The organism is Streptomyces tuirus, assembly GCF_014701095.1.
GTDB lineage: Bacteria > Actinomycetota > Actinomycetes > Streptomycetales > Streptomycetaceae > Streptomyces > Streptomyces tuirus.
In genome coordinates, this window is the sequence record NZ_AP023439.1 from 83,430 (window position 1) to 108,315 (window position 24,886).

Below are 24,886 nucleotides of genomic sequence, written 5' to 3' on the forward strand. Positions count from 1 at the left end.
AACGGTCGGTCAGGAGACGGCGGGTTCCGGTTCGCCCAGCGGGACGACGGCCTCGTCCGGGACGGGAGCTGGGCGGCGGCCGTAGACCACAGCGACGGCCCCCAACCCGAGCACGGCTCCCAGCAGTTGGGCCGCGATGAACGGGGCGACGGAGGCAGGGGCGATGCCGGCGAAGGTGTCGGTGAACGTCCGGCCGATGGTCACCGCCGGGTTCGCGAAGGAGGTGGAGGAGGTGAACCAGTACGCGGCCCCGATGTAGGAGGCCACCGCGGCCGGGGCGAGCGCGGAGCGGCCGATCCGGTTGAGTCCGAGGATCAGAAGGATCAGCCCTGCCGTCGCGACAACCTCGCCCAGCAACAGGTGACCGGCGGATCGGTCGTGGGACGCGAGCTTGACCAGCGGCTTGGAGAACATCGCGTGGGCCAGGACCGCACCGCCGATCGCGCCGGCGATCTGGGCGGGCACGTACGCGGCAACGTCCCGCAGTGCCAGGCGGTCCGGATCACGACGGCCGGTGAACCATACGGCGAGCGTGACGACCGGGTTGAAGTACGCGCCGGACACGGGCCCGAGCAGGAGGATGAGCACGCCCAGGCCGAAGACCGTGGCGAGGGAGTTGGCGAGCAGCTGCACACCGACGTCGTGCGACAGCTCGGTGGCCTGGATGCCGGAGCCCACCACCACCGCCACCAGCAGTCCGGTGCCGATCGCCTCGGCGGCGACGCGGTGGCCGAGGGAGGCGTTCACGCGGTGACTCCGGCGGGCCGGGTGGTGGTCAGGAACGCGGCGAGCTTGTCCAGGACACCGGGCAACACCCAGTAGTAGACCCAGGTCCCACGGCGCTCGCAGTCGATCAGGCCGGCCTGGCGCAGCAGCTTGAGGTGGTGGGAGATCGTCGGCTGGGACAGGTCGAAGGCCGGGGTCAGCTCACACACGCACACCTCCCCGCGCTCGCCACGGGAGGCGATCATCGACATCAGGCGCAGCCGGACCGGGTCGCCCAGCGCCTTGAAGACTTTCGCCAGGTCAGCGGCCTGGTTCTCGTCCAGGGGCGCGGCGGACAGACCCGGGCAGCAGGCGGCGTCCTGGCCGATCACCTCAAGCTCTTGTTTCGACATGCCTCTATGTTGACGTTTTTCGATCCAGGGCGCAAGGTTGCATCAATGAACGTCAATACAAGCCCTTCCGGGCCCGCGCTGCGGCCCGTCATCTGGGAGTGGAGTGAGTCATGAGCGAGCAGACCACCACCGACCTGCGTGAAACAGTCCGCCAGCGGTACGCCGCGGCAGCCGTGAAGGTCACTGAGGGCGGCACCGCCTGCTGCGGGCCCGAGCCGGTCGAGGTCGACGACAACTTCGGCTCGACGCTGTACGCCGCCGATGAGCGCGACGCCCTGCCCGCCGAGGCTGTCGCCGCCTCCCTCGGCTGTGGCAACCCCACCACCGTCGCCGAACTCCGCACGGGTGAACGCGTCCTCGACCTCGGCTCGGGCGGCGGCATCGACGTCCTTCTCTCCGCCCGCCGCGTCGGCCCCACCGGCAAGGCGTACGGGCTCGACATGACCGAGGAGATGCTCGCCCTGGCCCTCGCCAACGCCGCGAAGGCCGGCGCGACGAACGTCGAGTTCCTCAAGGGCGCGATCGAGGCGGTCCCGCTGCCCGCGAACACCATCGACGTCGTGATCTCCAACTGCGTGATCAACCTGTCCACCGACAAGCCCGCCGTCTTCGCCGAGACCTTCCGCGTTCTCAAGCCCGGCGGCCGGATCGGCGTCTCCGACGTCGTCGCGGACGATGCCCTCACCACCGATCAGCGAGCCGAGCGCGGTGACTACGTCGGCTGCATCGCCGGCGCTCTGTCCTTCGCCGAATACCGCGCGGGGCTGGAAACGGCAGGGTTCACGGACATCGAGATCAACCCGACCCACCAGGTCGCCGACGGCATGCACTCCGCGATCGTCCGCGCCGTCAAGCCTGCGGAGGCAGTCGTCGGGCCCGGGGTGACGGAGTCGGCCGATGCCTGCTGTGGGGTGCACGCCTGCTGCACCCCGACGGAGACATCCGCCGACCCCGCCCTGCGTGTCACCGAGGCCAAGAACGCCTCCGGGTGCGGCTGCCAGGGCTGACGTGGCGGGGGCTGCGGGGCTTGCAACGTCCGGGGGCGGCCGTCTGGCGTTCTCGGGGCGGGCTCTGGGCGACGCGCCACAGCCGGCGCGTCGCCCAGAGGCCGCCCCCCTCGAACGGCGTGGACCTAGTCGAGCGTCCAGCCGTCTGCGAGGGCGTCGACCAGAGCGGGCGCGGTCGAAGAAGTGCTCAGCGCAGCACGCCTACGAGCGGCTCATCCAGCACTCGGAGACCCTGATCACCTGATCACCTGGGCGCCAGGGGGACCGGCTGCCCGGCGCCCGGGTCTCCGCGGTCAGTGCCCCCGCCGCCCAGGATGATCTTCCAGACGCGTGTTGCCACCTGCAGATTCAGCCGGGTGTCCACATCCGCCAGGTCGTGGTTGCTGAGCTCACGGATGCGCTGCAGCCGGTAGCGCAGGGTGCTGCGGTGGACTGTCAGCGTGGCGGCCGCATCGTTGTAGTTGCCTCCGCAGTCGAAGTAGCGCGAGAGCGTTTCCACCAACTCCGTGTCGTGCTCTGCGTCGTAGTCGATCAGCTGGCCGAGCCACTCCCGCACGAAGCCTTCGAGTTCCCGGAGATCGTTTCCGGGTCCCAGGATCCGGTACACCCCGAGGTCGTCGAAGAACGTCGTCCCGCTGCGCTGGCGGGAGTTCTGCCGCACCCCCAGAGCACGCAGTGCCTCCTGATAGCAGCGTGGAATGCCGTCCGGGGAGTCGCAGCGGGTGCTCACCCCGATCGCTCCGTAGGGCGTTCCGAGCTCATGGGCCAGCGCCGTGTGCACGGCGTTGTCGTCGGGCCTTGCTTCGGTCAGCAGGACCACTCGGTCGCCGCGACGGGTGATCAGCGGACGGGCCGCGGTGGCGGCCGTCGCTTGCTCGACGGCCCGGGTGAAGGAGTCGTCTGGGGCGTTACCCGGCCAGTGCACCACCACCACGTAATGGGTATGTTGCAGGTCGTGGCCGAGGGCTTCGGCCCGGGCGTAGGCGCTCGTCTCGTCAGTGCCCTCCAGCAGGTCGTCGATCAGCTGGCGGCGCAGCCGCAGCTCGACCTCGGTGAGCTCGCGCATATGCATGAGGTCCTGGGCGAGCGACCGCTGGGCGTGATCCAAGGCGAACATGGTGTGCTCGTCGGCCGTCACCTCGGGGTCCTCGAGGGCGAGTACGCCGAGGATGTCGCCCCGCGGCCTGACCAGGGCGATCAACCGGTCCTTGACCCTGACCGGGCCCGCCTCGCGCGCGACCTGCCGCAGCATCTCTTCCTGGTAGGTCGAAGACCGCACCGGATGAGGGACATGCCGCTCGGGACCGGCCCAGGACCTCAGGTTGCCGAACCGGTCCTCGATGAGCGCCGACAGCCCGGTGAGCTCGTACAGCGCTTGGGTGATGGCGTCCTCGCCGCCGCCCCGGGCAGCCACACCGGCGAGGGTGTCGTCCACGGTCTTCTGCAGGTGCAGCTCGGAGCGCATGGCGTCCAGCTGCCGCAGTGCCGTGTCCCGTTCTGTACGGAGACGGCTCAGTTCGCCGGCGCAGTCGCGCTGCCAGGCGCGCGTGGCCGCCAGTGACAGGGCCGCCGAGGTGAGTCCCACAAGGGTCGAGAGGAGGAAGTGCCCCTCCTCATCGGGTCCGGAGCGGGAGGAGACCACGATGTAGCCGAGCAGACCGCCGGCCCCACGCAGGCCGAACGCCCAGTCCCAGGGCCGCTCCGGAAGGGAAACGGAGCCGTCAGCCTCGCCCAATTCCTTCAGGCGTGCGTCGTCTACCGTTCGCGCTCCCGCGTCGTGGCCCGGGACGCGGGACAACCCGTCGTCCGTCGCGAGGTATCCGGCCTCGGCGCGGTAGGGACCAAGGGCACTGACATGCCGCATGGCCAGACGCACGATCTCGTTCTGCTCGGTGCAGGTGAACAGGGTGCGGGACAGCGCCAGCAGCCCGTGGGGATCCAGCATCGCAAGGGGACGGGGGCCGCGCCGTTCGGTGCCCGCGCTGTCGCTCGGGAGGCGGGACAATTCCTGGTCGGAGACGTCAGAGGACAACCTCTGGGACGGATAGTAGGCCATAGATTTTCCGTTCTCCGGTCATCGGAGGAGATCGAGCAGATCGCGGGATCCCCGCCTGCGCGAGCCGCGTACCCAGCCTGGGCGAGTTCATCCTGCTTGTCAGACTTTGACCTTGTTCTGCTGGAGTGACCCACGGCTTCGCTCTTTGACCTGTCGGCACAGGCAGGCGCGCTTCCCTCTTGCAACTCTGGGCACATCAGGTATCACCGGGCTCACTGGTGGCCATCCGCACCCTTCGCGGCGCAAAGCGGTGATCGGCTTGCGAACTGACGCGGGCTCAGCTCGGTGAACGGGGTTTCCGAGAAGGCTCCGACGCCGTGATCACAGCAGCCACCTCGAGAGGTATCTCCTGCGGTGGTGGTAATGCGCGATGTCCCGAGGAATCCGATGGCTCGATGCCGCTCCGACGTCAAGAATCGCCGGATGCATGAAGTGAAACTGTCCGACGGGGTCATCACTCTTTCCCCGCTGTGTCTGGACGATGCGGAAGCGCACCTCGCGGGGGAGGATGAGATGCTGGTCCGCTGGCTCAGCGGCGGTCCCGGCACACGCGAGGGCGTCGAAACCTATATCCGGCACTGTCGGAAACAGTGGGACACTGCCGGCCCACTCCGCGCTTTCGGCATCCGGGTAGGCACCGAGAATACGCTCGCGGGGACGATCGACCTGCGTTTTGTGGCAGAAGACTTGCCTCCCGGTCAGGTGAATGTCGCCTACGGTCTCTACCCGTCCTGGAGAGGGCGCTGCCTGGCCACCCGCGCGGTCCTCCTGGTCTCCCGATACTCGGCAAGCGAGGGCGGGCAGGAGGCGGTGATCCGGGTCGCGCCGGAGAATGCCGCTTCTGCCGCAGTCGCCCGCCGGGCAGGGTTTGCCCCCGGCAAGCACACTCGTAGCGAGGACGGGACACGACTCGACTGGTACATCCGGGACTTGCGAATCGGATTCGGCACTCAGGACGGCGCTGGTGCCTCCAAGCCGGCGTGACGGCGTCCTCAGCCCCTTCGGTCGCGCCGGCGGCACAGCCCCTTGATACTCAGATGTAGGCCACGGGCAGTCCTGGCTCCCGCAACGAAAAGGCACTTTGCACCCGCACCGACCCGACCACTGGGCTCCACAAAAGGACCCGGCTCCCGCAAGTTTCGCCGCATAAAATGGATGTACGCATTCCTCTTAGAAACACAAGGGGTATGTCATGAGCCAGCCTCAATATCCGGAGCAGCAACCACCCGGCTGGGGAGCCCCTCCGCCGCAACCGCCGAAGAAGAGAAGTACCGGAAAGGCCGTGGGATTCGGCTGCCTTGGACTCCTGATCGTCGCCATCATCATCGGCATCACAGCGGCTCTCGGAGGCAGCTCAGAAGACAGCAAGAAGGACCCCGGCACTGAGGACACCTCATCGTCCCAGCCGGAGAGCAATGAGAGCGAAAGGGAGAAGAAGGAAGAGCCCACGCGGAGCCAAGCAGACATATTCAAAGAGTGCGTCGCTCAGAAGGGAACACCAACAGAGAAGACGGCCGTCAAGCACGTCACGAAAGTGACTGGAGCCGATGAGAGAAACAACATTCTGGACTCAGCCGAGGTCTTCACCGACTACACAGGCGGCATCGTGGGCCCCCATGCAGCCGACGGCAAGCTGATCGCCTCAGCATTCGCAACCTGCTACGACTCAAACAACGGAATCGTCACCGTCTACGACAAGAACGGGGAGATCCTCTCCAACGGCAACTACTGACCACTGAACCGAGCTGATACGCCCTGGCATCCGGCCAGCGCTCCACCGATGCAAAACAACCTTCCTCTGCCAGCAGGCGCATGATCAAGTTGCGGAGCTCTTCACATGTCATGCCCAGACAACGAAGCTCTGTGCGACCGAGTCACAGCCGGTGGGCGGCGGCCAGAAGTAGGCGGGTGGCGAGGCCTGCCCCACCCTCCGGGCCCTGGCCGACGGCTGGCAGGCGGCTCACCGTCTCTGACGGTCGGCACCGGTGCGGAGTCGGGCGAGCAGCCAGAAGGTGATTGCGGTGCCGGTGCCGTAGGCGACGTGCGCGCCGAAATCCCAGGCCAGGGCCTTCTTGTCGTATTGCCAGATCGGCTTGTAGAGCCCTGCGATCGGCAAAGTGACGTAGTCACCGGCGAACACCGCAGCGCCGAAAGGCACGCCGTATACAGGGGAGGGCCTGGGCAGTGATCCGGCCACGATGCCGTAGGCCACGCCCGCCGCTGATCCGTAGGCCCAGTGAGCGATGGTGCTCGTGAGCCAGGCCTTATCGTCAGGAAGCCGGCGCTGCGTGAAGCCCTCGATCACCCGCTTCGCCACCTGCCCCGGATCGGGAGCCTTGTCCCAGCTTTCGACCGGGGCGAATTCCCAGGCGAGCGGGTTGTCCGTCCCGCCTGCCCGCCGGTACTTCAAGTAATGGACGGCATCCAGACACACCGTTCCCACCGCCCCGGCCAGCAGGCCGGCCGTCACCGCCGCGAGGGGAGTCAGCGGGTTCCTTCGGGAGCGCATGACGCAATCTCCTCATCGGTCAGGGCCGGAATGGTCGACGTCCTTCAGCACCTGGGCCCCAGGCTGCGGCCCGCATCGAGTATCAGGCGGCCGGGAAAGGTCCGCGAGCGCAGCCAGCGAAGGATCGGCGCGGCGCGCAATCCGATCAATGATCTGGTGGCCGACATCGAGCGCCTGGATCCTGGTGCGGCAGAGCGCCGGGGGAAGTCAGAGCAGGCCTTCATTATCTCGTCCGGTAGGACATACGGGATGAGGAGGAAGCCCTGGACACCATCAGCTGCAGCGGCTGGGCACCGCGTAGGAGACGATGCTACGCCGTCTTGGGCCTGCCGCTCAGCCTCTACGACCGTCTGCGCGATCTGTTGCGCTTGCACGCCCTCAGGCCGGTAGGACGCGTAGCCCGTTCACCATCTGGCGTCGTTATGTGCGCGGTTCTCCGGCGCTCCCGCCCGCACCGCCGGGGATTCGGTGAGCGGCGCTCGGCGTCGCTCGATTGGATGGTTCCTTCGATCATTCAGCTCAGGGTCAGGCCGTGGTGATGCGGCGCGAGGGCTAGTTTCCTCCCGGCTGGATGCGTCCTGCCCTTTCTCCGTCCGTGCACGCTTGCTGATCGAGGACTGATGGCGACACACACTGAGCCGGTTGCGCCCGTACCAGCGGTAGAGCGCCGCGGCAGAGGGAAGGTGATCGTCTCCTGGTTGACGACCACGGATCACAAGACGATCGGGCACTTGTATCTGATCACGTCGTTTGCGTTCTTCCTGATCGGCGGGGTGCTGGCGATGGTGATCCGGGCGGAACTGGCCCGGCCGGGGTTGCAGATCGTCTCCAACGAGCAGTACAACCAGGCATTCACGATGCACGGCACGATCATGCTGCTGCTGTTCGCGACACCCACGTTCGCCGGTTTCGCCAATGCGATCATGCCGCTGCAGATCGGCTCACCCGACGTCGCCTTTCCCCGGCTGAACATGCTCTCGTACTGGCTGTTCGCCTTGGGCGGCCTGATCGTGATCTCCAGCTTCCTCACCCCGCAGGGTGCGGCTGACTTCGGCTGGACCGCTTACACGCCGCTGAGCGGCGGTGAGCGCACCACCTATGTCGGGGGCGACCTGTGGATCATGGGACTGGCGCTGGCCGGTTTCGGCACGATCCTCGGGGCGGTCAACTTCATCACCACGATCATTTGCATGCGCGCACCGGGCATGACCATGTTCCGGATGTCGATCTTTACCTGGAACGTGCTGCTCACCTCGGTGCTGGTGCTGTTCGCCTTTCCCGTTCTGGCCGCGGCCCTGTTCGCGCTGGAGGCGGACCGGAAGTTCGGTGCGCACATCTTCGACCCGGGGAACGGCGGGGCGATCCTGTGGCAACACCTGTTCTGGTTCTTCGGCCACCCCGAGGTCTACATCCTGGCGCTGCCGTTCTTCGGCGTGATCACCGAGATCATCCCGGTGTTCGCGCGTAAGCCGATCTTCGGGTACACCGGTCTGATCGGCGCCACCGTCGCCATCGCCGGGCTGTCGGTGACGGTGTGGGCACATCACATGTTCGCGACCGGTGCGGTGCTGCTGCCGTTCTTCTCCTTCATGACGTATCTCATCGCCGTGCCGACGGGCGTGAAATTCTTCAACTGGATCGGCACGATGTGGCGGGGCTCGCTGTCGTTCGAACCACCCATGCTGTGGGCGGTCGGCTTCCTGGTCACCTTCCTCTTCGGCGGCTTGACCGGCGTGATCCTGGGCTCTCCGCCGCTCGACTGGCACGTGCACGACAGCTATTTCGTGGTTGCCCACTTCCATTACGTGCTGTTCGGAACGATTGTGTTCGCGATGTTCGGTGGATTCAGCTTCTGGTGGCCGAAGATGACCGGCACTATGCTCGACCACCGAATCGAGAAGATCCACTTCTGGACCCTGTTCGTCGGCTTCCACACCACTTTCCTGTTGCAGCACTGGCTCGGCGCCGAAGGCATGCCCCGCCGCTACGCCGACTACCTCGCCGCCGACGGCTTCACCGCCCTCAACACCGTCTCCTCCATCGGCGCCTTCCTGCTCGGCCTGTCCACCCTGCCCTTCCTCTACAACGTGTGGCGCACCGCCCAGAAGGGCGAGAAGGTCGAGGTCAACGACCCCTGGGGGTACGGGCGTTCCCTGGAGTGGGCGACCTCGTGCCCGCCCCCGCGGCACAACTTCGTCACGCTGCCCCGCATCCGCTCCGAATCCCCGGCCTTCGACTTGCACCACCCAGATCTGGCCCAGCTGGACGAAGCCGAGAACACCCGACGACGTGACGTCGTGGATGCGGAAGGGCACAAGGGCGAACGGCCGTGAGAGGCGGACGAGATCCACTGACGGACGGTGAAAGGGACAGCGGGCTGGCCGATGAGGCCGAGGGCTTCCTCCTCGCCCGCGCGCACCATGACCAGGCACGACGTGAGGCCGAGGATCTCTGCGCGCGGATGCCCTGGCTCACCACCGCCCAAGTCGAGGAACTCACCGGCCACTACGTCCGCCGACGTCTCGACGTCACCCGTGACCTACTGCTCGCCACGGCCTCACGGGCCGGCAAACTGCGGCAGGAGTACGAAGCCCGCTACGCCAGCCTCCGCCGCGCCCTGCTCAAACGCCACGCGGCCGGCGTCTGCGCCGTCCTGGTCTGCCTCGGCGGAGCAAACGCGCTGGCCCGCCTGCTCACGGGCTGAACGGTGGCAGCGCGCTGACGGCTCCCCAGGGTTTGGTGAGGTGCCGGCTGAGCACCCGACCGGCATTCGTCAGTTCATCGGCTGAGCTGGAGCGCTCCGACCGCGCCCGGCCGAAGGCTGGAGCGCTCGAGGGGGTACAGCCGAATGGCCTACCGGTCCACTCGACGAGAGCATGCCTCCGGCCGTACGGGCGGCTGCAGCGGACGACCGCCGACGGGTGTGCCCTGTCGCCCTGGCACGGCAGCGTCTTCCGGCTCTCGGACGGCGCGAATGTCCGCGGCCCTGCCACCTCACCCCAACCCGCCTTCGACACCGGCGTCGTCGACGGGCACATGGACATCAGGCCGCGCCGAGAGCACGGCACGCAGAGGCCGGACGAGCGCGAAGCGCACGAGGCACCGACACAGGAAGAAGAGGAAGTAGACCGTGGGCGCAGCATCTGAGGGTCGTTTCGCGGAGCGTCTGATGCGACGGTGGCAGCACACCGAACGCACCTACTCGGCGGAAGAAGACCGCCCGCTGGGCGGCTATCTCGTCACCATGGCTGCTTTCGGCGTGTACACGGCGGGATGGGCGACGGTGGTCAAGATGCGCGGCCGTCCGCTGCCGGACCGGCCCCTGCCTTGGGACGTGGCTCTGACCGCGGTGGCGACGTTCCGGCTGAGCCGACTGCTGAGCAAAGCGTCGGTGACCAGCCCGCTTCGGGCGCCCTTCACCACCTTCCAGGGCCCGCAGGGCCCGGCCGAGCTGCATGAGGAGGCACGGTCCGAAGACGTCAAGGACACGGTCGGCGAGCTGGTGACGTGCCCGTTCTGCATGAGCGTCTGGGTGGCCTCCACCCTCACCGCCGGGCAACTGCTCTGGCCGCGCGCCACTCGCACCGCCATGGGGGCGCTCACCGCGCTGGCCGGCGCAGACGCCCTGCAGCTGACATACAGCGCGCTGATGGCCAAGACGACCAGCGCGTGACCGTTTCCCACGCCTGACCGCTTCGCGGCGGCGCAGTCGCCGCGTGAGCCGACACCTACGTCGAGTTGACCTCCCACCTGCTTGCACCCACTCTCCTGGCCCTCGCCGTCCTCAGGGACGGATCAAGCACTGACGGTGGACATCAGGCGGAGCCTGTAACGGGTTTGCAGCAACCTGCCCGGAGTTCGTGCCTTCAGAGCACCACGTCGGCATGCTCCCTTTCGTAGGAGGGGGAAGCAGTTGTCGAGTGACGAGTCGCGCCCTTGGTGGCGATCATCCGAATTCAAGGTGGCCGTCGTCACCGGGCTCATCATCGCCTCGGTCAGCGCTGGGTTTTCGCTCCTCACCGCACCAGACGATCCGCCCGAGATCGTCACCTACAAGGTGAAGTACCAGAACAACACCGAGAGCCAGCGAGACAACGTCGTCGTGTCGGTCGCGATCCCACCGGGCGCCGAGTACGTCATGGGCAGCACGTACGCGGCCACGTCCAAGACGAACGACCGGTGGACGGTGACGAGCGACGGCATCACCGGCCGAGGCCTGAACATGGGCAGCTACGCGCCCGGTGGAGGCGCCTACCTGAAGTTCCAAGTGCGCCCGCGGGGGAAAACCACCTTCACCTGCGCTTCGAACGGTGAAACAGGGAGCGTCACCGTGTCCGCCGGCGACCAACTCCAGATCTGGGTGACTTGTTAGCACCGAAGCGCAGGTTTGCAGGCCGGCGTGGGCAACGTTCATCGCCAGTTTCGGGAGGCACTCAGCGATCACAGGGCGGTGCGCCACGGCCCCAAGTCGTACACGCCGACATGCGCCTGGCCGACTTGCGTGGCTGCGACTTGAGCACGGTCGACCTTCTCCAGGCGCGTATGACCGGTGCGGTGGCCAGTCACTCGCCGGCCGTGGCGAGGCAGCTGACACCGATCCGCGCCGAGAGCGAGTGCTCTCGCAATCCTGCCGCGATGGTGGCTGAGCCTCTGGGGGCTTCCGTTCGTCGCCGTCACGAGCGGGGTGTGGGCTCGCCGTGTTCCCCGGTGCGGTCGCGTTGAAAAGTGGCGTACAGCCACCACAGGGATGGCAGGAGGAGGACGGCGCCGACCGCCAGGGCGCCGAGGCTGGCTCCCAGCACGGCGTCGGTCGCGGCTGCTTCGTCGAGAGTGATGCCCGGGAGCAGTACGGGGTGCTGGCCGATGCCCCATCCCCACAGCAGTCCGGTGACCGCGAGGGCAGCGGTCAGCCGGACCATCAGGTAGGAGCGGCCCCATGCGAGCAGTGCCAGGGATACGACACCGGCGGCCACGGACAGCACGAGGAGAGGCAGGGCGGCGCCGGAAGTGAGGTCGTCGAACACCGGCCGGGCGTCCGCACGCAGGACGAACAGCCCGACGGCCGACATCACGCCGACGAACACCCCGGTGTAGAGGGCACGGAGCCTGAAAGCCTGGGTGAGGGCTTCGTCACCGACGCGCTGGGCGTCGCGGGTGAGGTAGACGGCGGCGAGGTACGCCGCGGTCCCCACCGCCAGTACGCCGCTGATGAGGGAAGTGGGGTTGACCCAGCTGGTGACGAGGTCCCCGGCCGCGATGCCGGGTGGTACGCGGCCGGAGGCGATGGCGCCGGCGACAGTGCCGAGGAAGAAGGGTGTGACGAGTGAGGAGAAGGCGAAGGTGGCGCCGAACAGCCGTTGCCGCCACAGTTCGCGGCTCACTTTGCGGAACGCGAAGGCCGCGCCGCGCGCAATGATGCCGAGCGCGACGGCGGTGAGCGGGATGTAGAGGGTGGAGGCGATCGCGGCGAAGACGGACGGGATGCCGGTCCAGGTGAGGACGATCACGAAGATCAGCCAGACGTGGTTGGCCTCCCATACCGGGCCGATGGAGTGTTCGACCAGCTCGCGCTGGTCGCGGCCCCGTCGGGCTCCTCCGGCGAGCAGGTCCCACACCCCGGCGCCGAAGTCGGCCCCGCCGAACAGGACGTACGCCGTCATGCCGATCCACAGCACGGCGAGCATGATCTCTGGCAGCTGCACGGCAACCTCAGATGACTTTGTAGTCGGTTACGTCGCGCTCTTGCGGGGCGACGGGTACGGGTTCGTCGCGGGCCAGGCGTCGCAGGACGTAGACGGTGGCAACGGTCAGGACCGCGTACACCAGCGCCACCAGGACGAATCCCCAGATGAGGCCGGGAGCGGGGTTGACGGCTTCGGAGGTGCGCATGATGCCGTAGACGATCCAGGGCTGGCGCCCTACTTCGGTGACGGTCCAGCCGGCTTCGAGTGCCAGGACCGCGCCAACACCCGACAGGGCACAGGCGCGCAGGAACCACGGTGAGCGTGGCAGGTCCCGGTGGCGCTTCCAGGTGAGCGCGAGCCAGGCGCACAGCGCCAGGAGACCGAAGCCGATACCGACCATGATCTGGAAGGCCCAGTGCGTGATGTTGACCGGTGGCCGGTCGGCCTCCGGTACGTTCTCCAGTCCGACGATCTCCGCGTCGGGCGACCAATGGGCCAGCAGGGAAAGCCCGTTGGGGATCTCCAGCGCATAGCGGAGCTCGCCGCCGATGGCGAAGCCGCCCAGGTGCAGTGGGGCTCCACGCTCGGTGTGGAAGACGCCTTCCATGGCGGCCAGTTTCACGGGCTGGTTCTCGGCGACGAAGTGGGCCGCCCAGTCCCCGACTCCGATCTGCACCGGGGTGATGATCGCGGCGACCGTGAAGGGAATGAGGAAGCCGAGACGGTGGTAGCGGTCGCGTCTGCCACGCAGCATCGCCACGGCGTACACACCCGCCATGAGAAAGCCGGCGACCATGAACGCCGCAAGGATCATGTGCACGGTCTGCGGCGGAGTCGCGGGGTTGAACATCGCTGCCCACGGATCCACCGAGACGATGCGCCCGTTCTCCGTGTCGAAGCCGGTCGGCTGCTGCATCCAGGCGTTGGCGGTCACGACGAAGAAGGCACTGGCCACCCCGGCCACGACGATGGGCAGCCCGGACAGCATGTGGGGAACCGGCGGCAGGCGGTCCCAGGCGTAGAGGTAGATCCCCAGGAAGATCGCCTCGATGAAGAACGCGATGCCCTCCAGCGAGAACGGCAGGCCGATCACCTCGCCGTACGTCCCCATCAGCCCCGGCCACAGCAAGCCCATCTCGAACGACAGGATCGTGCCGGAGACCGCGCCCACCGCGAACAGCACACCCATCGCCCGGGCCCAGCGCCGGGCCAGCAGCCGGTAGTTCAGATCTCCTGTGCGGTGTCCACGCCACTCCGCGATCAGTGTGATCGCGGGCATTCCCACGCCCAGGCAGGCCAGGATGATGTGCCAGCCCAGCGACAGCGCCATCTGCATCCGCGCGGCGCCGAGATCGGGCTCCCCGAATGCGGCATCGGTGAAAGATGGCACGGTTTCCCCCTGACGAGACTGGCATGCGGCGGATCAGGACGGACGAGTACGGACAAGACAAGTACGGACAAGACAAGTACGGATCCCCACACAGGTGGCCCCATTCGGGGAGCCGACGCAACTCGTCCAGCTACTTCGTCGTCCGTATGGCGGCAGAGAATCACACGGCCGGCCACGGTGGGGTGCGGCCGTGAAGCCTCGGGCTGTCGAACGCCTGGTGCGGGGTCACTTCGGGTGACGGACGTCTCGGTTCACCTGGGACATGGGCAGGGCTCGGCCCGGGCTCAGGAGCCCTCTAGTGCCGCATCAGGCAACGTTTGCCCTGTTGTGATGGGACGCGCCGTCTCGGTGCTGTGCCGGGCTGCCTGTGACCGTCACCCTGTCCGGGTGGCAAGAAGCGGACCAAGTTTGTGGAGTTCTGCCACTACCTGCGCAGCCTCTACCCGCCCGAGACGCGCATTGCGATCGTCTGCGACAACTTCTCCCCGCACCTGACCACGAAGAGATGCCAGCGGGTGGGCACCTGGGCCGCGGCGAACAACGTCGAGATCGCCTACACCCCCACCAACCGCTCCTGGCTCAACCGCATCGAGGCCCAGTTCACCGCCCTGCGCTACTTCACCCTCGACGGCACCGACCACGCCGGCCACAAGGAACAGGGCAGCATGATCCGCCGCTACATCATCTGGCGAAACCGCCATGCCGAGAACCGGCGCCTACGCGCCGTCGTCGACAGGGCAAACATTGCCTGATCCGACCTGGGCGGCAGCCTTCAGCTGCCCGTGCGGTTCTTGGTGTACTCGACTTTGGCCGGCCCCTCACCCTCCAGCCGATCCCCGAGAACCCAGCCGCACGCCTCATAGAACGACTTGGCCCTGGCATTGTCCGGGAAGGTCTCCAGCCGGATGGTCGAGTACTGGGCGAGGAGCGTTCCTTCCGCGTGCCGAAGCAGGAGGCGGCCGAGTCCTCGACGGTGATGATCCGGGTCGACCATCATCAGGTCGACCGTGGGGCCATCGAGCACTGAGAGGCCGACGATCCGGCCGTCCTGGCTGAGGCAGTGCACGCCACCTTGCTCCAGATGGCTCTTCACGTGCGCGTCCGAAGCACCACTGCCGATGAACCAGTCCACTGCCTCGTCGCCGAGGAACCCGCGGTAACAGGTATCGATCGTGCGACGCGCGAGAGCCTGGAGAGCATCGATGTCTTCCCCGGTTGCAGGGCGGATGGTGGGGGGGTGCTGTCCGGTCGACACGGTGATTCCAATTCTGCCGTGAGGGGTGGCCTCCCGACTCTAGCCGCTCAGTTGTTCCTCAATCGAGACGTCGTGACCGGCGTCGGGGAACCACGACGGTGTCGCACCGCGACAGGGAAAACGTTGTCTGATGCGGCACTAGCTCTCGCCCTCCTTCGCTTCCCGCACCTTCTTCTCCTGGCGCAGCTTCTGCCACCGCTGCCGCTGACGCTCGCCGTACGCCGCGTTGCGGACAGTGCCGTCGTCCTCGAGTCCGGATCCGAACGCACCCCCGACCATGCCCATGGAGCTGACGAACCAGGCGAGCCCGGCGTAGTCGTGGACCGTCACCTTGTGCCCGATCACCTTGCCGAAGGCCGACGGGACCAGCGTGAGCTGGGAGACGCCGAAGAGGGTGAGGAACAGGACCACGTACAGGGAGAGGACACCGAAGGTGATCGTCACGCAGGTGACCGTGTTGTAGAGGCGGGAGAAGGGGCGGGAGAGTGAATCGTGAGGGCGTTCCCAGAGGTCGTGATCGATGATGATCCATGCGGTGAGGGCGGTGAGGGAGGCGACGGAGCACCCGATCAGGCGTCCCGCGTCCATGCCCGAGGAGATGGTCCAGGCCGAGGAGTTGATCAGGCCGAAGGCGGCGGTGGCGAAGACTCCGGCCAGTGCGCGGGAGAGGGTGGTGAAGAGTCGCCAGGGCCGGTTGGCCCGCACCATGCCGGTGACGAGACTCAGATGGCCGCGCAGGCCGGGCACGATGAAGCGTTTGCGGTCGTCCTCGCCGGGCCCCGCGGCTTCGAGTCTGCCGGCTTCCTCCGGGGACGGAACGAGATCGGCATGTGCCCGGGTGAGCATGCCGACGACGTCCGCGACGACGTGCCGGGCGCGCTGTCGCATCCGCCAGGAGCCGAGCGCCGGCAGGGACACCAGCGCGATGCGGTCCTCGGGGCTCACCTCAATGCTGACCGGCTCCAGGCCGGCTCGCCGAGGCAGATCGGTGAGGAAGACTCCGACGTCCCAGTCGCCCTCGGGGAGGAACGGGCGTACGACGTCGGTCACGGAGGAGACTTCCAGTTGCTCGTCCGCGACCAGCGGTGCCGTGCGGGCTGTCACCTGCCAGTCGATGTCGGCGCGGACCCGCCGCCTCAGCTGCTGCGGCAGCTCTTCGGCCAGTCCCTGGGCGATCTCCGACGCCACTCCGGGGTCGGCGACCAGCACGATCCGCACCGTCGCAGCGGCAGGCCGGGAATCTGTCATGGTCTCGATCCGGTCGGGGTGTGGGCAGGCGCGACGGGTTTCTCGCCCGAGGTCCCGTTGTAACCCGCCCTCATGTGGCGGTCGAGCGCGACAGGCGCCTTGGCGCCCGGCGTCCCCCGATCAGGCCCTGGATAACCGGCGCGGCCCCAGGCGGCGCCTACACCGTCCACTCCGGCAGGGTGCGAGTCGTGCTCCGCCATGAGAGACCAGTCGGGGGATGTCGGCTTCTGCACCGCGCAGACACCGCGCCGTGCCTGGGCGGCATCGTCCGGCGATCACCTGGTGAGTGAGCGGGCTCCCAAGCCTCTGGCCTGGAAGCGCTGGCCCATGGCGATCTCGTCGCCCACTACCGACCAGACCGTCTCTTCGTCCTGGAAGGGGACGGGATCGATGCTGCTCGTCTCCTGACGGATGCGATCGACCTCGGCGTCCAGGCGCTCGAAGTCGGCGTCCTGGTCGCCCTCGTCGCCGCTGAATGCGAACTCCTCGAGCAGCCGCTGGAACCGGAAGGTGACCTGGATCAGTGAGGAGACGTCCGCGTGGAGTTCCTGGACGGTCTCCTCGTCGGGGTCGAAGGCGTGCACCTTGCCCGATACGGGATCGAGGGCGAGGTGCGCGTTGAGCAGCCAGCCAAAGACGGGCCAGGCGCCTGCGCCCTCCGCAGCGTTCTCGAAGTCCTCGATGTGAACGACGTGCTGCACGGGGGGCAGCAGACCGTTGTCCTCGTCAGGCCAGCGCAGCGGGAGCGTACCGGTGGGGATGCCGACGGTCTGCAGGAGGCGGGCGCCCTCGGTGCCCGCGGCGGCAGGCGGGAAGGCACCGGCGGGCAAGGTCGCGATCCGGTCCTCGCCGAAGAAGCCGGCGAGTTCGCCGCGGGTGACATCGAAAAGCACAGCCGGAACTCCGAACTCCATTGGGACACAGGCACCGTGGGGACTGGCAGTGGACTAGACGGTCACAACAGCAGCGCCAGCTGATCGACTCCCCCAGCAGGCGACGGGAACCCAGGAGAAGGTACGCGAATCAGCGAGACCTGTCCCGGCTCGGTCCGGGCTCGGCGAGATATGGGAGAGGCAGACACGCCGTTGCGCCTGAGGATGCCACGCGATAGCCGCCGCAGCGGATGCCGGGGGCAGGTTCGTGTTGATCACCGACTGAGTCGAACACCGGCCCGGACCTCTTGGCCGGCCGCCGGTCTGGGAACGTAGCGGATTGGCTGCCGACGCCCGGGGCACACGGGTCGGTGCATGACCCATGTGAGCGATGGTGACGAGGGAGACGCCCATGCTTGCCGCAGACAAACTCCCTCTTGACCACTTGACCGCCCCTGCAATCGACCCAGAAGCACCATGTTCATGGACACGACCGCTGCCCTGCCGACGTTCAACAGCCTCGATGAGCTGACCCAGCTGATCACCCACCGGCGCGGCCTCTACGTGCGCTGGTCCCGTGGGCCGGAGAGCGACCTGCCCAAGACAAGCAGTACGGACGATCTCACCGGGATCAAGCTGCCGGGTCTGTCGGCCAGCCCGCTGGACATCGAGGACTGGTGGGGCGAGCGGCCCGCGCGAATCTGGGTCGCCCGCCGACTGTACGACTACTGCCACCTGCCGCACATCAAGGACCCGCGCACCCGACCCTGGGTTCTGCACGGCTCCGAGACGGCCCGCGGACCGGACAACGAACCCCTGGTGACGGAGATCGAACCCATTGGTTGGATCTCCGACCAGGTCATCACGGACGTCAGCCGCATCATCACCGAACAGCCTGGGCCCTGGGGCACGCTCGACAGAGATGAATCTTCTGAGCGACCCCCCTCACCCCTGGAACCGCCGCCGAGGCGGCACGACCACCGGTAACCCCCGGGCGGCGTCATCGCCCTCCGGGCCTGGTCGCGGTGGAGCATCAGAATCTGCGGGCGCTCTGCGTCACCCGGACCTCCCTGGGCACCCGGCCACCCGGAGCAAGCACCACGGACAGGAGGTCCAGGGCATGCCCAGTCCACAGCAGCCGGAACTTCGGCGCAACGACAAGGGTGCCGCCACCCCCGAGGACAGCCGCGAGATGAAGGCAGCTGAAGAGGACGGCACCGAAAGCGGTCACCCGCACGGCACTGACAAGGGCACCAAGGGTGGAGGAGAGGGCGGCGGAGTACCTCCGGCGCAGCAACCAGACCATCCCTAAGCCTCATGCAGTGCCGGTCGAACGGCCCTCGATCGGGCCGTTCGGCGTGTCCGGGAAGCGCAGCAGTCAGCCCCGCCCACAAGCTTCACCGGGCGGGGCTGATCAGCATGCGTGATCGTGAAGGGCGGGTCGCCTGCGCGGCGAAAGGCTCTGCAAGGCTTCAGCCGAACGATCTTCCCTGCAGGCAATAGGTGAGGCCCGGGGACACTGTCCCCTCCACAATCACACTCCTGCCAACACGGCCGACGCGGGTGGTATTCCGCGAGGCGCCACCGCGTTCCGCGCACCTGCTCACGGTCCCGGCGGCAGGTCCCCGCGTCGGTTGCCGACCGATCCGAAGGGGGCAGGGAGTGGGTGACCGAGCCCTGCCGTGCTCTGGGCTCAGCCGAGGGTGTTCAGCATCGCTTCTTCGACGTGGTCGGCGGCGTTGCGGTGGCCGAGGGCGTTGGGGTGTACGAAGGACAGCTGGTCAGGGAGGGTGACGAAGCCTTCGACCCACTTGCTGTCGTCGCAGACGCTGTGGTGCCGGGAGGAGTCGTAGAGGTCGATGAAGCTGGCGGCTTCCTGGGTGCCGGTCGAGTCGGCGATGGCCTTGTTGAGGGGTTCCAGGACGTCGTCGCGCAGCCAGGCCAGGTCGCCCTGGGTGATCGTGCCGAACTGCGTCAGGTCGCCGAAGCTGCATTTGGAGGTGTCACCGGGGACGATGGTGGGGTAGCCGACGGCCAGGATCTTGGCGTGCGGGGCGCGCTCGTGGAGCACGCTGAGCATCCGGTCGTAGTCCTGGCGCACCTTCTTCAGCCGGGCCGGGATGCCGGCGGCCTGGGCGTCCTTGCACGGGGTGCCCACGCCGCCGCTATCGCCGCCCAGTTGCGGGCACTGCATGAGGAGGTCGGCGAAGCCGAGGGTGTTTCCGCCCGCACCGACGGTGATGACGTCGGTGTCGGGGCCTACCGCTTCGGACTGCGGCGGCACTGCCGGGAAGGGGTAGTCGGGGTCCTCGGAGATGGGCGGCAGGTGGCGGCCGATCGGGTGCTGGGGGGTGTCGGTGACGTTGTCGATGGTGGCGGCGCCGCAGCTGACGTTGGTCAGCTCGAAGAGACCGCCGAGGTCGCGGTCGATGACCTGAGGGTAGGACCGGTCGGTGCGCTCGCAGCCGTCGCGCGGCACTTCGAAGATGTTGCCGGCGGCTGGGATCACGCCGGCGGTGTAGGAGTCGCCGAGGGCGACCCACTGGTACTCCTCGGCCGCGGCGGCGGGCTGGGCTCCGGCGAACTGGGTGGGGATGAGAGCGCCGGCGGCGAGGGCTGCGGCCGAGCCGAGCAGGGCCAGACGAGTGCGGAAGCGTGCCACGAATCCTCCAGGGATACGGCGTTGGCGTCACTTTCACCCTAAAGAGGTCGTAACTATGTGCACTAGATCCAATACGGACGGTCACAGTTGGACTGTCGGGCCCATCCCTGTGGGTGACCGACGCTCAGCGTGTCGACCGCTCACCCCTCCCGGGCGACCGCTCGGAAGCGGTACGTGCCCAGCACCGGGTCAGTTCCTGACCGGCTGCGGGAGCACATGCCCTTGGGTGGGCTGTCCTGTTCTCGTCATTCCGCTGGCTCGACGCCGGCCATACGGGGCCGCAAGGATCACTCCTGGGGGAAGAAGGCGTACCTTCCCGATGGATCGATCGACAGGTCATCGAGCAAGGCTGGCGTTGCCGCGTCGGTCGGGAAGGCACGCCGTGCTTACGGTCTTGAACGAATACGGCAGCACGCCAAGCGGAAGTTCGCCGCTGGATACTTTCGGTCGGGAGGGCGCACGGCGGATGGCCCCCGGGCGCCGCCCCGGCATGGTCTGCAAACTGGTCGAGGCCGCCCAGCAGCGGTGGCGGGCCGGGAACGCGCCCCACCTCACCGCCCTGGTCCGGGCCGGAGCCCGCTTCGAACGCGGCCGGCTCCTCGAACGCCCCGGGGCGGTGGCGGCTTGAGCCCCCTCGCGGCCCAGGCCATCAGCACCCGGCGGCTGGACCTGCTGCCGCTGCACGTCGAGCACGCCCAGGAGATGGCCGCCGTGCTGTCCGACCCGGCCCTGCACCTCTTTATCGGCGGCACTCCCAGCACCCCGCAAGAGCTGAGCTCGCGCTACCAGCGCATGACCGCAGGCTCTCCCGACCCCGCCGTCTCCTGGCTGAACTGGGTGATCCGGCTGCGTGACGAGTCCTGCCTGACGGGCACCGTCCAGGCGACGGTCGGCCCCTCCGGCCACGGACTCATCGCCGAGATCGCCTGGGTCGTGGGGGCTCCATGGCAAGGAAGAGGCATCGCCGGCGAAGCGGCTAGAGGACTCGTCGACTGGCTCGGCCGACAGTCCGTGCAGAGCGTCATCGCCCACATCCACCCCGAACACCGGGCGTCCGCCGCGGTCGCCACGGCCGCCGGGCTGACACCCACCGACGAATGGCACGAAGGCGAGATCCGATGGCACCGGGACAACAAGCGATGACTACAACGAGCCAAGGGTTTTGACCATTACTCCGTTACTGCCCGGACGGACATGACCGAGGAATCGCCTCCCACGAAAGCGCGTCCTGCTCTACACATGACACCCCGCGCCACACCCGCTCACAGAGGCTATAGCCTCCGCCTGTGACCAACAGCCTCAGCCGGATCGAGAATCCTCGCCCCCACGAGCTGCCTCACTACCAAGCGCTCCTGGACGGTACAGACTGGGCGTCGCTCGAAACCCCGTCCGGGCCAGGGACCGGCGAGTCCCTGCCGACGGCGCTGGCAGGCATCCTCAGCCCCGACCCGGTCGTCAGGTCGGCCGCCACTGATGACGCGCTCAGGAAAGTGACCCACCAGAACACCATCTACGAAGCCACCGTTCCCGTAGCGCTCTATGTCGCGGCCATCCTCGACCACCCGGCCATCGCGGCAGACGACTTCGGCCACGATGCCGACATGCCACCGCACCGCCCGACCCTCGTAAGACTGCTTGAGTGGCTCAGCGCAACCGCCTTCGACGCCGACGACGAGTGCGTCGCCCACGGCGAACGCCATTGCGGCGAGGATTTTCTCGGCGAGTACGAGGAGATGCGCGCGTTCCGGGACCAGCGCCCGGCGATTTTCTCCGCTGTCCATTCTCTTCTCGGCCACGACAACGCGGCGGTACGCGACGCGGCTTTCGTCGCTGCGATCCCCCTCGCAGAGCACCCCGTGCTCACCGCGCACCGGGCCGAGCTGGTCGGCCATGCCCGTCGTTTGCTGGCCACCAGCACCGACCGCTACAACCGAGACCGTGTCTTGGACGCGATGGGGGCATGGGGTCACGACACCAGCGACCTGGAGAACGCGGACGACATCGCAGCCCGCGAGCGTTACGCCCGTCTCGAGGCGGAACGTGATTCCTGGCGGGCGGCCCACGGGACAGGCGGCTACTCCGAAGACCCACCGTTCTGACTCAGAACACGCAGTCCCCCCAGACATCCGCTGATCACCCAGCGTGGCCACACCAGTGTCCTCGCGTGCCACTTCGACGTCGTTGCGGTCCAGGTATCGCCGCACATAGACACTGGGTCCAGCAGCGCGGCCCCTTGGTGGCCACTCCTCTCTGTCGTACCGCATCCGAAATCTGTGATGTCCCTTGATGCCATGCGGACTGGGTGTCTCCGGCGCAGTTGCCGAGGGACGTCCCGCCCTCCCGGGCATCGAGGATCACGCGGTGTGTTTGTAGATGACGCCGAGACGGTGATGGTGATGAGAGCTGTGGTCGCCTCGACCCGGCGGGAAGAACACCGCACAGACGCCGGCAGGTCGGCTGAGGATGCTGGACTGCTCTCCGAACGTCAGGCGATCGTTGACCTCGTGATCGCAACCCACTGCGTCGAGGCCGGCGATCAGATCCTCACGGAGAACTGTGGATGGGTAGAGCTCCGACTCCGGCAGGACCAGCGGCGGCAACTTCGTCGTCGAGCCCGGCGAGAGCCTGATGCTGATCTCGCTCACGAGGCGCCGGGTAATGGCCAACTCCAGACCGTTCCAGGCATAGGGATAGCCATCGATGTCCGGCCCCCTCAACCGGATGGCCGGGTGCGGACGCCCCGGTCCGAGGAGAGCCTCGGCCTCCGACAGCGGCATGCCGCAGTGAAGGGGACCGATCCGGCCGGTCTGAGCGAAGTCGACGAGCACGTTCATCAAGGTCACGACGCCGACTGTGACACCTCCCGCGCCGGCCCACACCTGGATAACCTCGGTGTGCGGCTGCGCTGCCCCCTCCCCGTGCGCCAGGAACTCGCTCCGCGCTGAAGGCGCTGGCTACGCGGACGGCTCGTAGTCGAACAGTCCGCGGTGGGTAGTCGCCGCCTTCGGCGTCATGAAGTCGATGACCACCCCGCGTTCTTGCGAGCCCCCGTGTGGTGTGTGCGCCCCTCCGCTCAGCGGTTGACGGACCGCATCCCTGCCTCGTCGTACCGTTCACCAGCCGCCTCGGGCAGCTCAGCGTCGATGCGGGCCAGGTCGTCCTTCGTCAGGTCGATGTCGACGGCGGCGGCGTTCTGCTCCAGGTAGGTGCGGCGCTTGGTGCCCGGGATCGGCACCAGGTCCTCGCCCTGGGCCAGCACCCACGCGATGGCAAGCTGAGCCGGCGTGACGTCCTTCTCGGCGGCGATCTCCTTCACCTTTGCCGCCAGTCGCAGGTTCGCCTCCAGATTGGCGTCCTGGAAGCGCGGGTTCTGGCGGCGCCAGTCGTTGGCGTCCAGGTCGTCCGGCGAGGTGAACCGCCCGGCGAGGAAGCCGCGGCCGAGGGGCGAGTACGGTACGAAGCCGATGCCCAGCTCCCTGCAGGTGGGCAGCACCTCGGCCTCCACGTCCCGCGACCAGAGCGAGTACTCGCTCTGCACGGCCGTGACCGGGTGCACGGCGTGCGCACGCCGGATGGTCTGGGCGCTCGCCTCGCTCAGCCCGATGTAGCGGACCTTGCCCTCGGCGACCAGTTCGCCCAGCGCGCCGACCGTCTCCTCGATGGGTACGTTCGGGTCGACCCGGTGCTGGTAGTACAGGTCGATGTGGTCGGTTCCCAGACGCCTCAGCGAGCCGTGGACGGAGCTGCGGACGTGTTCGGCCGAGCCGTCCTGTGGGCCGACCGTGCTGATGTCGCCCGGTACGGCGTCGTCCATCCGGTAGTTGAACTTCGTCGCGATCACATACTCATCACGGCGCCCCCGGATCGCCTCGCCGACGAGGGACTCGTTGGTGAGCGGGCCGTACATCTGCGCGGTGTCCAGGAAGTTCACCCCGAGGTCGAGGGCGTGCCGGATCGTCGCGACGGCCTCCTCCTCGTCGGCGGTTCCGTAGAAGGCGGACATGCCCATGCACCCCAGGCCGATGGCCGATACCTGCAATTCCCGCAGACTGCGCTTCTGCATGCTGTGTCCCAGCCTTCCCTGCACGCTTGATCGTCCTTCGGGCGGCACGAAACCTCCCGTCCATCCAGGCACAGATGCCGTCACCCGGCATCCCAGGAGGAGCAGGCCCTGAGACGGCCTCGTGCGCCGTTACGTCCTCGACGCTATGACTTCGAGCGCACTCCATGGCAAGTGGGATGTGAGGGGGGCCCGGCTCCTGGTTGGGTACCACACCCGTGTGACTCTCCAGGGTGCTTACCGCCGGCTGATTCTCACCTGGCACACGGGGCGGCCGGGAGCCGTCACCCACCCCGCCAACGGCCCCAGCACCATGCTTCTCTGACAGGCAGTCATCCCCGGTGGCGGTCTGCGGACCGCGTACGGAACTTGAGACCACGAACAGCCCATGGAAAGTTCATGCAGCATGATCGATGAATTCGCGAAGGACAACCTGCACGGGAGACTGCGGCGGGACCGCAAGGCGCTGCTCTGGAAGCTCGACGGCTTGTCCGAATACGACGCCCGCAGACCTTTGACGGCCACCGGGACCAACCTCCTCGGCCTGGTCAAACACGTGGCCAACGTCGAGGCCAGGTACTTCGGCGAGGTCTTCGACCGCCCCTCGCCTGAACCGCTTTGCCGGTGGCAGGACTCCGACGGCAGCGATCAATGGGCGACGGCGGACGAGACCCGCGATCAGATCATCGCGTTCTACCGGCGCACGTGGGAACACTCGGATGTGACGATCAACGAGCTGCCCCTCGACGCCCCCGGCCACGTGCCGTGGTGGCCGGAGCCCTGTCCCAACACGAACCTGTTCGCCGTCATGCTCCATGTGCTCACCGAGACCACCCGGCATGCCGGGCACGCCGACATCCTGCGCGAGGGCCTCGACGGCCGGACCGGGATGCGTCCCGAGTACGAGCAGCAGATCGACGAGGAAGCCCGTGCAGCCCACTGCGCGAAGATCGAGCAGGCCGCCAGGTCGGCCGCATCAAGCATGGCTTAGTCGGACATCTCAAGCAGCCTGGCCCCGGCTCCCG

At 67.6% G+C, this 24,886-nt stretch carries 23 protein-coding genes and 2 pseudogenes; 13 read left to right on the plus strand and 12 right to left on the minus strand.

Annotation, left to right across the window (positions count from 1 at the left end; genetic code table 11):
* Positions 1 to 9: 9 nt before the first annotated feature.
* Positions 10 to 747: an aquaporin gene (locus IGS69_RS00410; RefSeq protein ID WP_190895861.1), complete on the minus strand. Its 738-nt coding sequence runs from the start codon at positions 745 to 747 to the stop codon at positions 10 to 12.
* Positions 744 to 1,118, minus strand: a complete 375-nt coding sequence (locus tag IGS69_RS00415) for an ArsR/SmtB family transcription factor (protein WP_190895863.1) — start codon at positions 1,116 to 1,118, stop codon at positions 744 to 746. The genes IGS69_RS00410 and IGS69_RS00415 overlap by 4 nt, the downstream gene beginning before the upstream one ends.
* 110 nt (positions 1,119 to 1,228) lie before the next feature.
* Here IGS69_RS00415 and arsM point away from each other — a divergent pair, with 110 nt between their 5' ends.
* Positions 1,229 to 2,125, plus strand: coding sequence for an arsenite methyltransferase (gene arsM, locus IGS69_RS00420; protein WP_190895865.1), 897 nt, complete (start codon positions 1,229 to 1,231; stop codon positions 2,123 to 2,125).
* 244 nt (positions 2,126 to 2,369) lie between these two features.
* On the opposite strand, the gene IGS69_RS00425 is transcribed toward arsM, so the two are convergent.
* Positions 2,370 to 4,181 carry a PucR family transcriptional regulator gene (locus IGS69_RS00425; protein ID WP_232543375.1) on the minus strand — a complete coding sequence of 604 codons (1,812 nt, stop codon included), beginning with the start codon at positions 4,179 to 4,181 and terminating at the stop codon, positions 2,370 to 2,372.
* A 423-nt stretch (positions 4,182 to 4,604) separates the two neighbouring features.
* On the opposite strand from IGS69_RS00425, the gene IGS69_RS00430 reads away from it, so the two are divergent.
* Both IGS69_RS00430 and IGS69_RS00435 read left to right on the plus strand, forming a co-directional pair.
* The gene (locus IGS69_RS00430; protein WP_232543376.1) at positions 4,605 to 5,165 is read left to right on the plus strand and encodes a GNAT family N-acetyltransferase; all 561 of its coding nucleotides are present in this window, start codon (positions 4,605 to 4,607) and stop codon (positions 5,163 to 5,165) included.
* A gap of 208 nt (positions 5,166 to 5,373) precedes the next feature.
* Positions 5,374 to 5,913 (plus strand): hypothetical protein, encoded by a 540-nt coding sequence (locus IGS69_RS00435; protein WP_190895867.1) that lies wholly within the window; start codon positions 5,374 to 5,376, stop codon positions 5,911 to 5,913.
* 228 nt (positions 5,914 to 6,141) lie between these two features.
* Here the strand turns inward: IGS69_RS00435 and IGS69_RS00440 are convergent, their stop codons facing one another.
* Positions 6,142 to 6,690, minus strand: coding sequence for a hypothetical protein (locus IGS69_RS00440; protein ID WP_190895869.1), 549 nt, complete (start codon positions 6,688 to 6,690; stop codon positions 6,142 to 6,144).
* Positions 6,691 to 7,310: 620 nt separating this feature from the next.
* On the opposite strand from IGS69_RS00440, the gene ctaD reads away from it, so the two are divergent.
* The 4 genes from ctaD (at position 7,311) to IGS69_RS00460 (ending at position 11,062) form a co-directional block, all read left to right on the plus strand.
* Positions 7,311 to 9,023, plus strand: coding sequence for an aa3-type cytochrome oxidase subunit I (gene ctaD, locus IGS69_RS00445; RefSeq protein ID WP_190895871.1), 1,713 nt, complete (start codon positions 7,311 to 7,313; stop codon positions 9,021 to 9,023).
* Positions 9,020 to 9,394: a hypothetical protein gene (locus IGS69_RS00450; RefSeq protein WP_232543377.1), complete on the plus strand. Its 375-nt coding sequence runs from the start codon at positions 9,020 to 9,022 to the stop codon at positions 9,392 to 9,394. The genes ctaD and IGS69_RS00450 overlap by 4 nt, the downstream gene beginning before the upstream one ends.
* Before the next feature lie 465 nt (positions 9,395 to 9,859).
* Positions 9,860 to 10,363, plus strand: a complete 504-nt coding sequence (locus IGS69_RS00455; RefSeq protein ID WP_190895873.1) for a DUF1360 domain-containing protein — start codon at positions 9,860 to 9,862, stop codon at positions 10,361 to 10,363.
* A gap of 240 nt (positions 10,364 to 10,603) precedes the next feature.
* The gene (locus IGS69_RS00460) at positions 10,604 to 11,062 is read left to right on the plus strand and encodes a DUF11 domain-containing protein (protein ID WP_190895875.1); all 459 of its coding nucleotides are present in this window, start codon (positions 10,604 to 10,606) and stop codon (positions 11,060 to 11,062) included.
* A gap of 301 nt (positions 11,063 to 11,363) precedes the next feature.
* On the opposite strand, the gene IGS69_RS00465 is transcribed toward IGS69_RS00460, so the two are convergent.
* Both IGS69_RS00465 and IGS69_RS00470 read right to left on the minus strand, forming a co-directional pair.
* Positions 11,364 to 12,392: a cytochrome d ubiquinol oxidase subunit II gene (locus tag IGS69_RS00465; RefSeq protein ID WP_332836542.1), complete on the minus strand. Its 1,029-nt coding sequence runs from the start codon at positions 12,390 to 12,392 to the stop codon at positions 11,364 to 11,366.
* 7 nt (positions 12,393 to 12,399) lie between these two features.
* The gene (locus tag IGS69_RS00470; RefSeq protein ID WP_385862510.1) at positions 12,400 to 13,764 is read right to left on the minus strand and encodes a cytochrome ubiquinol oxidase subunit I; all 1,365 of its coding nucleotides are present in this window, start codon (positions 13,762 to 13,764) and stop codon (positions 12,400 to 12,402) included.
* A 392-nt stretch (positions 13,765 to 14,156) separates the two neighbouring features.
* Between IGS69_RS00470 and IGS69_RS00475 the strand changes: the two are divergent.
* Positions 14,157 to 14,516: pseudogene (locus IGS69_RS00475) on the plus strand (IS630 family transposase); the annotation flags it as partial.
* A gap of 20 nt (positions 14,517 to 14,536) precedes the next feature.
* Here IGS69_RS00475 and IGS69_RS00480 read toward each other — a convergent pair.
* The 3 genes from IGS69_RS00480 to IGS69_RS00490 all read right to left on the minus strand — a co-directional run bounded on the left by IGS69_RS00480 (position 14,537) and on the right by IGS69_RS00490 (position 17,160).
* Positions 14,537 to 15,019, minus strand: coding sequence for a GNAT family N-acetyltransferase (locus IGS69_RS00480; RefSeq protein ID WP_232543379.1), 483 nt, complete (start codon positions 15,017 to 15,019; stop codon positions 14,537 to 14,539).
* Between the two features lie 138 nt (positions 15,020 to 15,157).
* Complete coding sequence (locus IGS69_RS00485; protein WP_190895877.1) at positions 15,158 to 16,267, minus strand: hypothetical protein; 1,110 nt, start codon at positions 16,265 to 16,267, stop codon at positions 15,158 to 15,160.
* Positions 16,268 to 16,542: 275 nt separating this feature from the next.
* Positions 16,543 to 17,160 (minus strand): SUKH-4 family immunity protein, encoded by a 618-nt coding sequence (locus IGS69_RS00490; protein ID WP_190895879.1) that lies wholly within the window; start codon positions 17,158 to 17,160, stop codon positions 16,543 to 16,545.
* Between the two features lie 462 nt (positions 17,161 to 17,622).
* Here IGS69_RS00490 and IGS69_RS00495 point away from each other — a divergent pair, with 462 nt between their 5' ends.
* The gene (locus IGS69_RS00495) at positions 17,623 to 18,126 is read left to right on the plus strand and encodes a DUF6098 family protein (protein ID WP_232543380.1); all 504 of its coding nucleotides are present in this window, start codon (positions 17,623 to 17,625) and stop codon (positions 18,124 to 18,126) included.
* Positions 18,127 to 18,832: 706 nt separating this feature from the next.
* Here IGS69_RS00495 and IGS69_RS00500 read toward each other — a convergent pair.
* Positions 18,833 to 19,801 carry an SGNH/GDSL hydrolase family protein gene (locus IGS69_RS00500; RefSeq protein WP_190895881.1) on the minus strand — a complete coding sequence of 323 codons (969 nt, stop codon included), beginning with the start codon at positions 19,799 to 19,801 and terminating at the stop codon, positions 18,833 to 18,835.
* Positions 19,802 to 20,273: 472 nt separating this feature from the next.
* Between IGS69_RS00500 and IGS69_RS00505 the strand changes: the two are divergent.
* From IGS69_RS00505 to IGS69_RS00515, 3 genes and pseudogenes are all read left to right on the plus strand, one after another.
* Positions 20,274 to 20,429, plus strand: a pseudogene (locus IGS69_RS00505) (IS256 family transposase); the annotation flags it as partial.
* A complete protein-coding gene (locus IGS69_RS00510) occupies positions 20,426 to 20,944 on the plus strand; it encodes a GNAT family N-acetyltransferase (RefSeq protein WP_190895883.1) in 519 nt (172 codons plus the stop codon). The pseudogene IGS69_RS00505 and the gene IGS69_RS00510, both read left to right, overlap by 4 nt.
* 143 nt (positions 20,945 to 21,087) lie before the next feature.
* Complete coding sequence (locus IGS69_RS00515; RefSeq protein WP_232543381.1) at positions 21,088 to 21,900, plus strand: hypothetical protein; 813 nt, start codon at positions 21,088 to 21,090, stop codon at positions 21,898 to 21,900.
* A 255-nt stretch (positions 21,901 to 22,155) separates the two neighbouring features.
* Here the strand turns inward: IGS69_RS00515 and IGS69_RS00520 are convergent, their stop codons facing one another.
* Together IGS69_RS00520 and IGS69_RS00525 are read right to left on the minus strand one after the other, a co-directional pair.
* A complete protein-coding gene (locus IGS69_RS00520) occupies positions 22,156 to 22,635 on the minus strand; it encodes a hypothetical protein (RefSeq protein WP_232543734.1) in 480 nt (159 codons plus the stop codon).
* 239 nt (positions 22,636 to 22,874) lie between these two features.
* Entirely contained in the window at positions 22,875 to 23,864 is a 990-nt protein-coding gene (locus IGS69_RS00525; RefSeq protein WP_190895887.1) for an aldo/keto reductase, read from the minus strand.
* A gap of 403 nt (positions 23,865 to 24,267) precedes the next feature.
* Here IGS69_RS00525 and IGS69_RS00530 point away from each other — a divergent pair, with 403 nt between their 5' ends.
* Positions 24,268 to 24,852: a DinB family protein gene (locus tag IGS69_RS00530; RefSeq protein WP_190895889.1), complete on the plus strand. Its 585-nt coding sequence runs from the start codon at positions 24,268 to 24,270 to the stop codon at positions 24,850 to 24,852.
* Positions 24,853 to 24,886 lie beyond the last annotated feature (34 nt).

Bases quoted from the DNA above. Each gene is read 5' to 3' on its own strand.
- IGS69_RS00455 (WP_190895873.1), top strand. From the start codon at position 9,860: ATGCGACGGTGGCAGCACACCGAACGCACCTACTCGGCGGAAGAAGAC.
- IGS69_RS00425 (WP_232543375.1), bottom strand. From the start codon at position 4,181: ATGGCCTACTATCCGTCCCAGAGGTTGTCCTCTGACGTCTCCGACCAG.
- IGS69_RS00530 (WP_190895889.1), top strand. From the start codon at position 24,268: ATGATCGATGAATTCGCGAAGGACAACCTGCACGGGAGACTGCGGCGG.
- ctaD (WP_190895871.1), top strand. From the start codon at position 7,311: ATGGCGACACACACTGAGCCGGTTGCGCCCGTACCAGCGGTAGAGCGC.
- IGS69_RS00435 (WP_190895867.1), top strand. From the start codon at position 5,374: ATGAGCCAGCCTCAATATCCGGAGCAGCAACCACCCGGCTGGGGAGCC.
- IGS69_RS00525 (WP_190895887.1), bottom strand. From the start codon at position 23,864: ATGCAGAAGCGCAGTCTGCGGGAATTGCAGGTATCGGCCATCGGCCTG.
- IGS69_RS00415 (WP_190895863.1), bottom strand. From the start codon at position 1,118: ATGTCGAAACAAGAGCTTGAGGTGATCGGCCAGGACGCCGCCTGCTGC.
- IGS69_RS00520 (WP_232543734.1), bottom strand. From the start codon at position 22,635: ATGAACGTGCTCGTCGACTTCGCTCAGACCGGCCGGATCGGTCCCCTT.
- IGS69_RS00440 (WP_190895869.1), bottom strand. From the start codon at position 6,690: ATGCGCTCCCGAAGGAACCCGCTGACTCCCCTCGCGGCGGTGACGGCC.
- IGS69_RS00485 (WP_190895877.1), bottom strand. From the start codon at position 16,267: ATGACAGATTCCCGGCCTGCCGCTGCGACGGTGCGGATCGTGCTGGTC.
- arsM (WP_190895865.1), top strand. From the start codon at position 1,229: ATGAGCGAGCAGACCACCACCGACCTGCGTGAAACAGTCCGCCAGCGG.
- IGS69_RS00430 (WP_232543376.1), top strand. From the start codon at position 4,605: ATGCATGAAGTGAAACTGTCCGACGGGGTCATCACTCTTTCCCCGCTG.
- IGS69_RS00495 (WP_232543380.1), top strand. From the start codon at position 17,623: ATGGACACGACCGCTGCCCTGCCGACGTTCAACAGCCTCGATGAGCTG.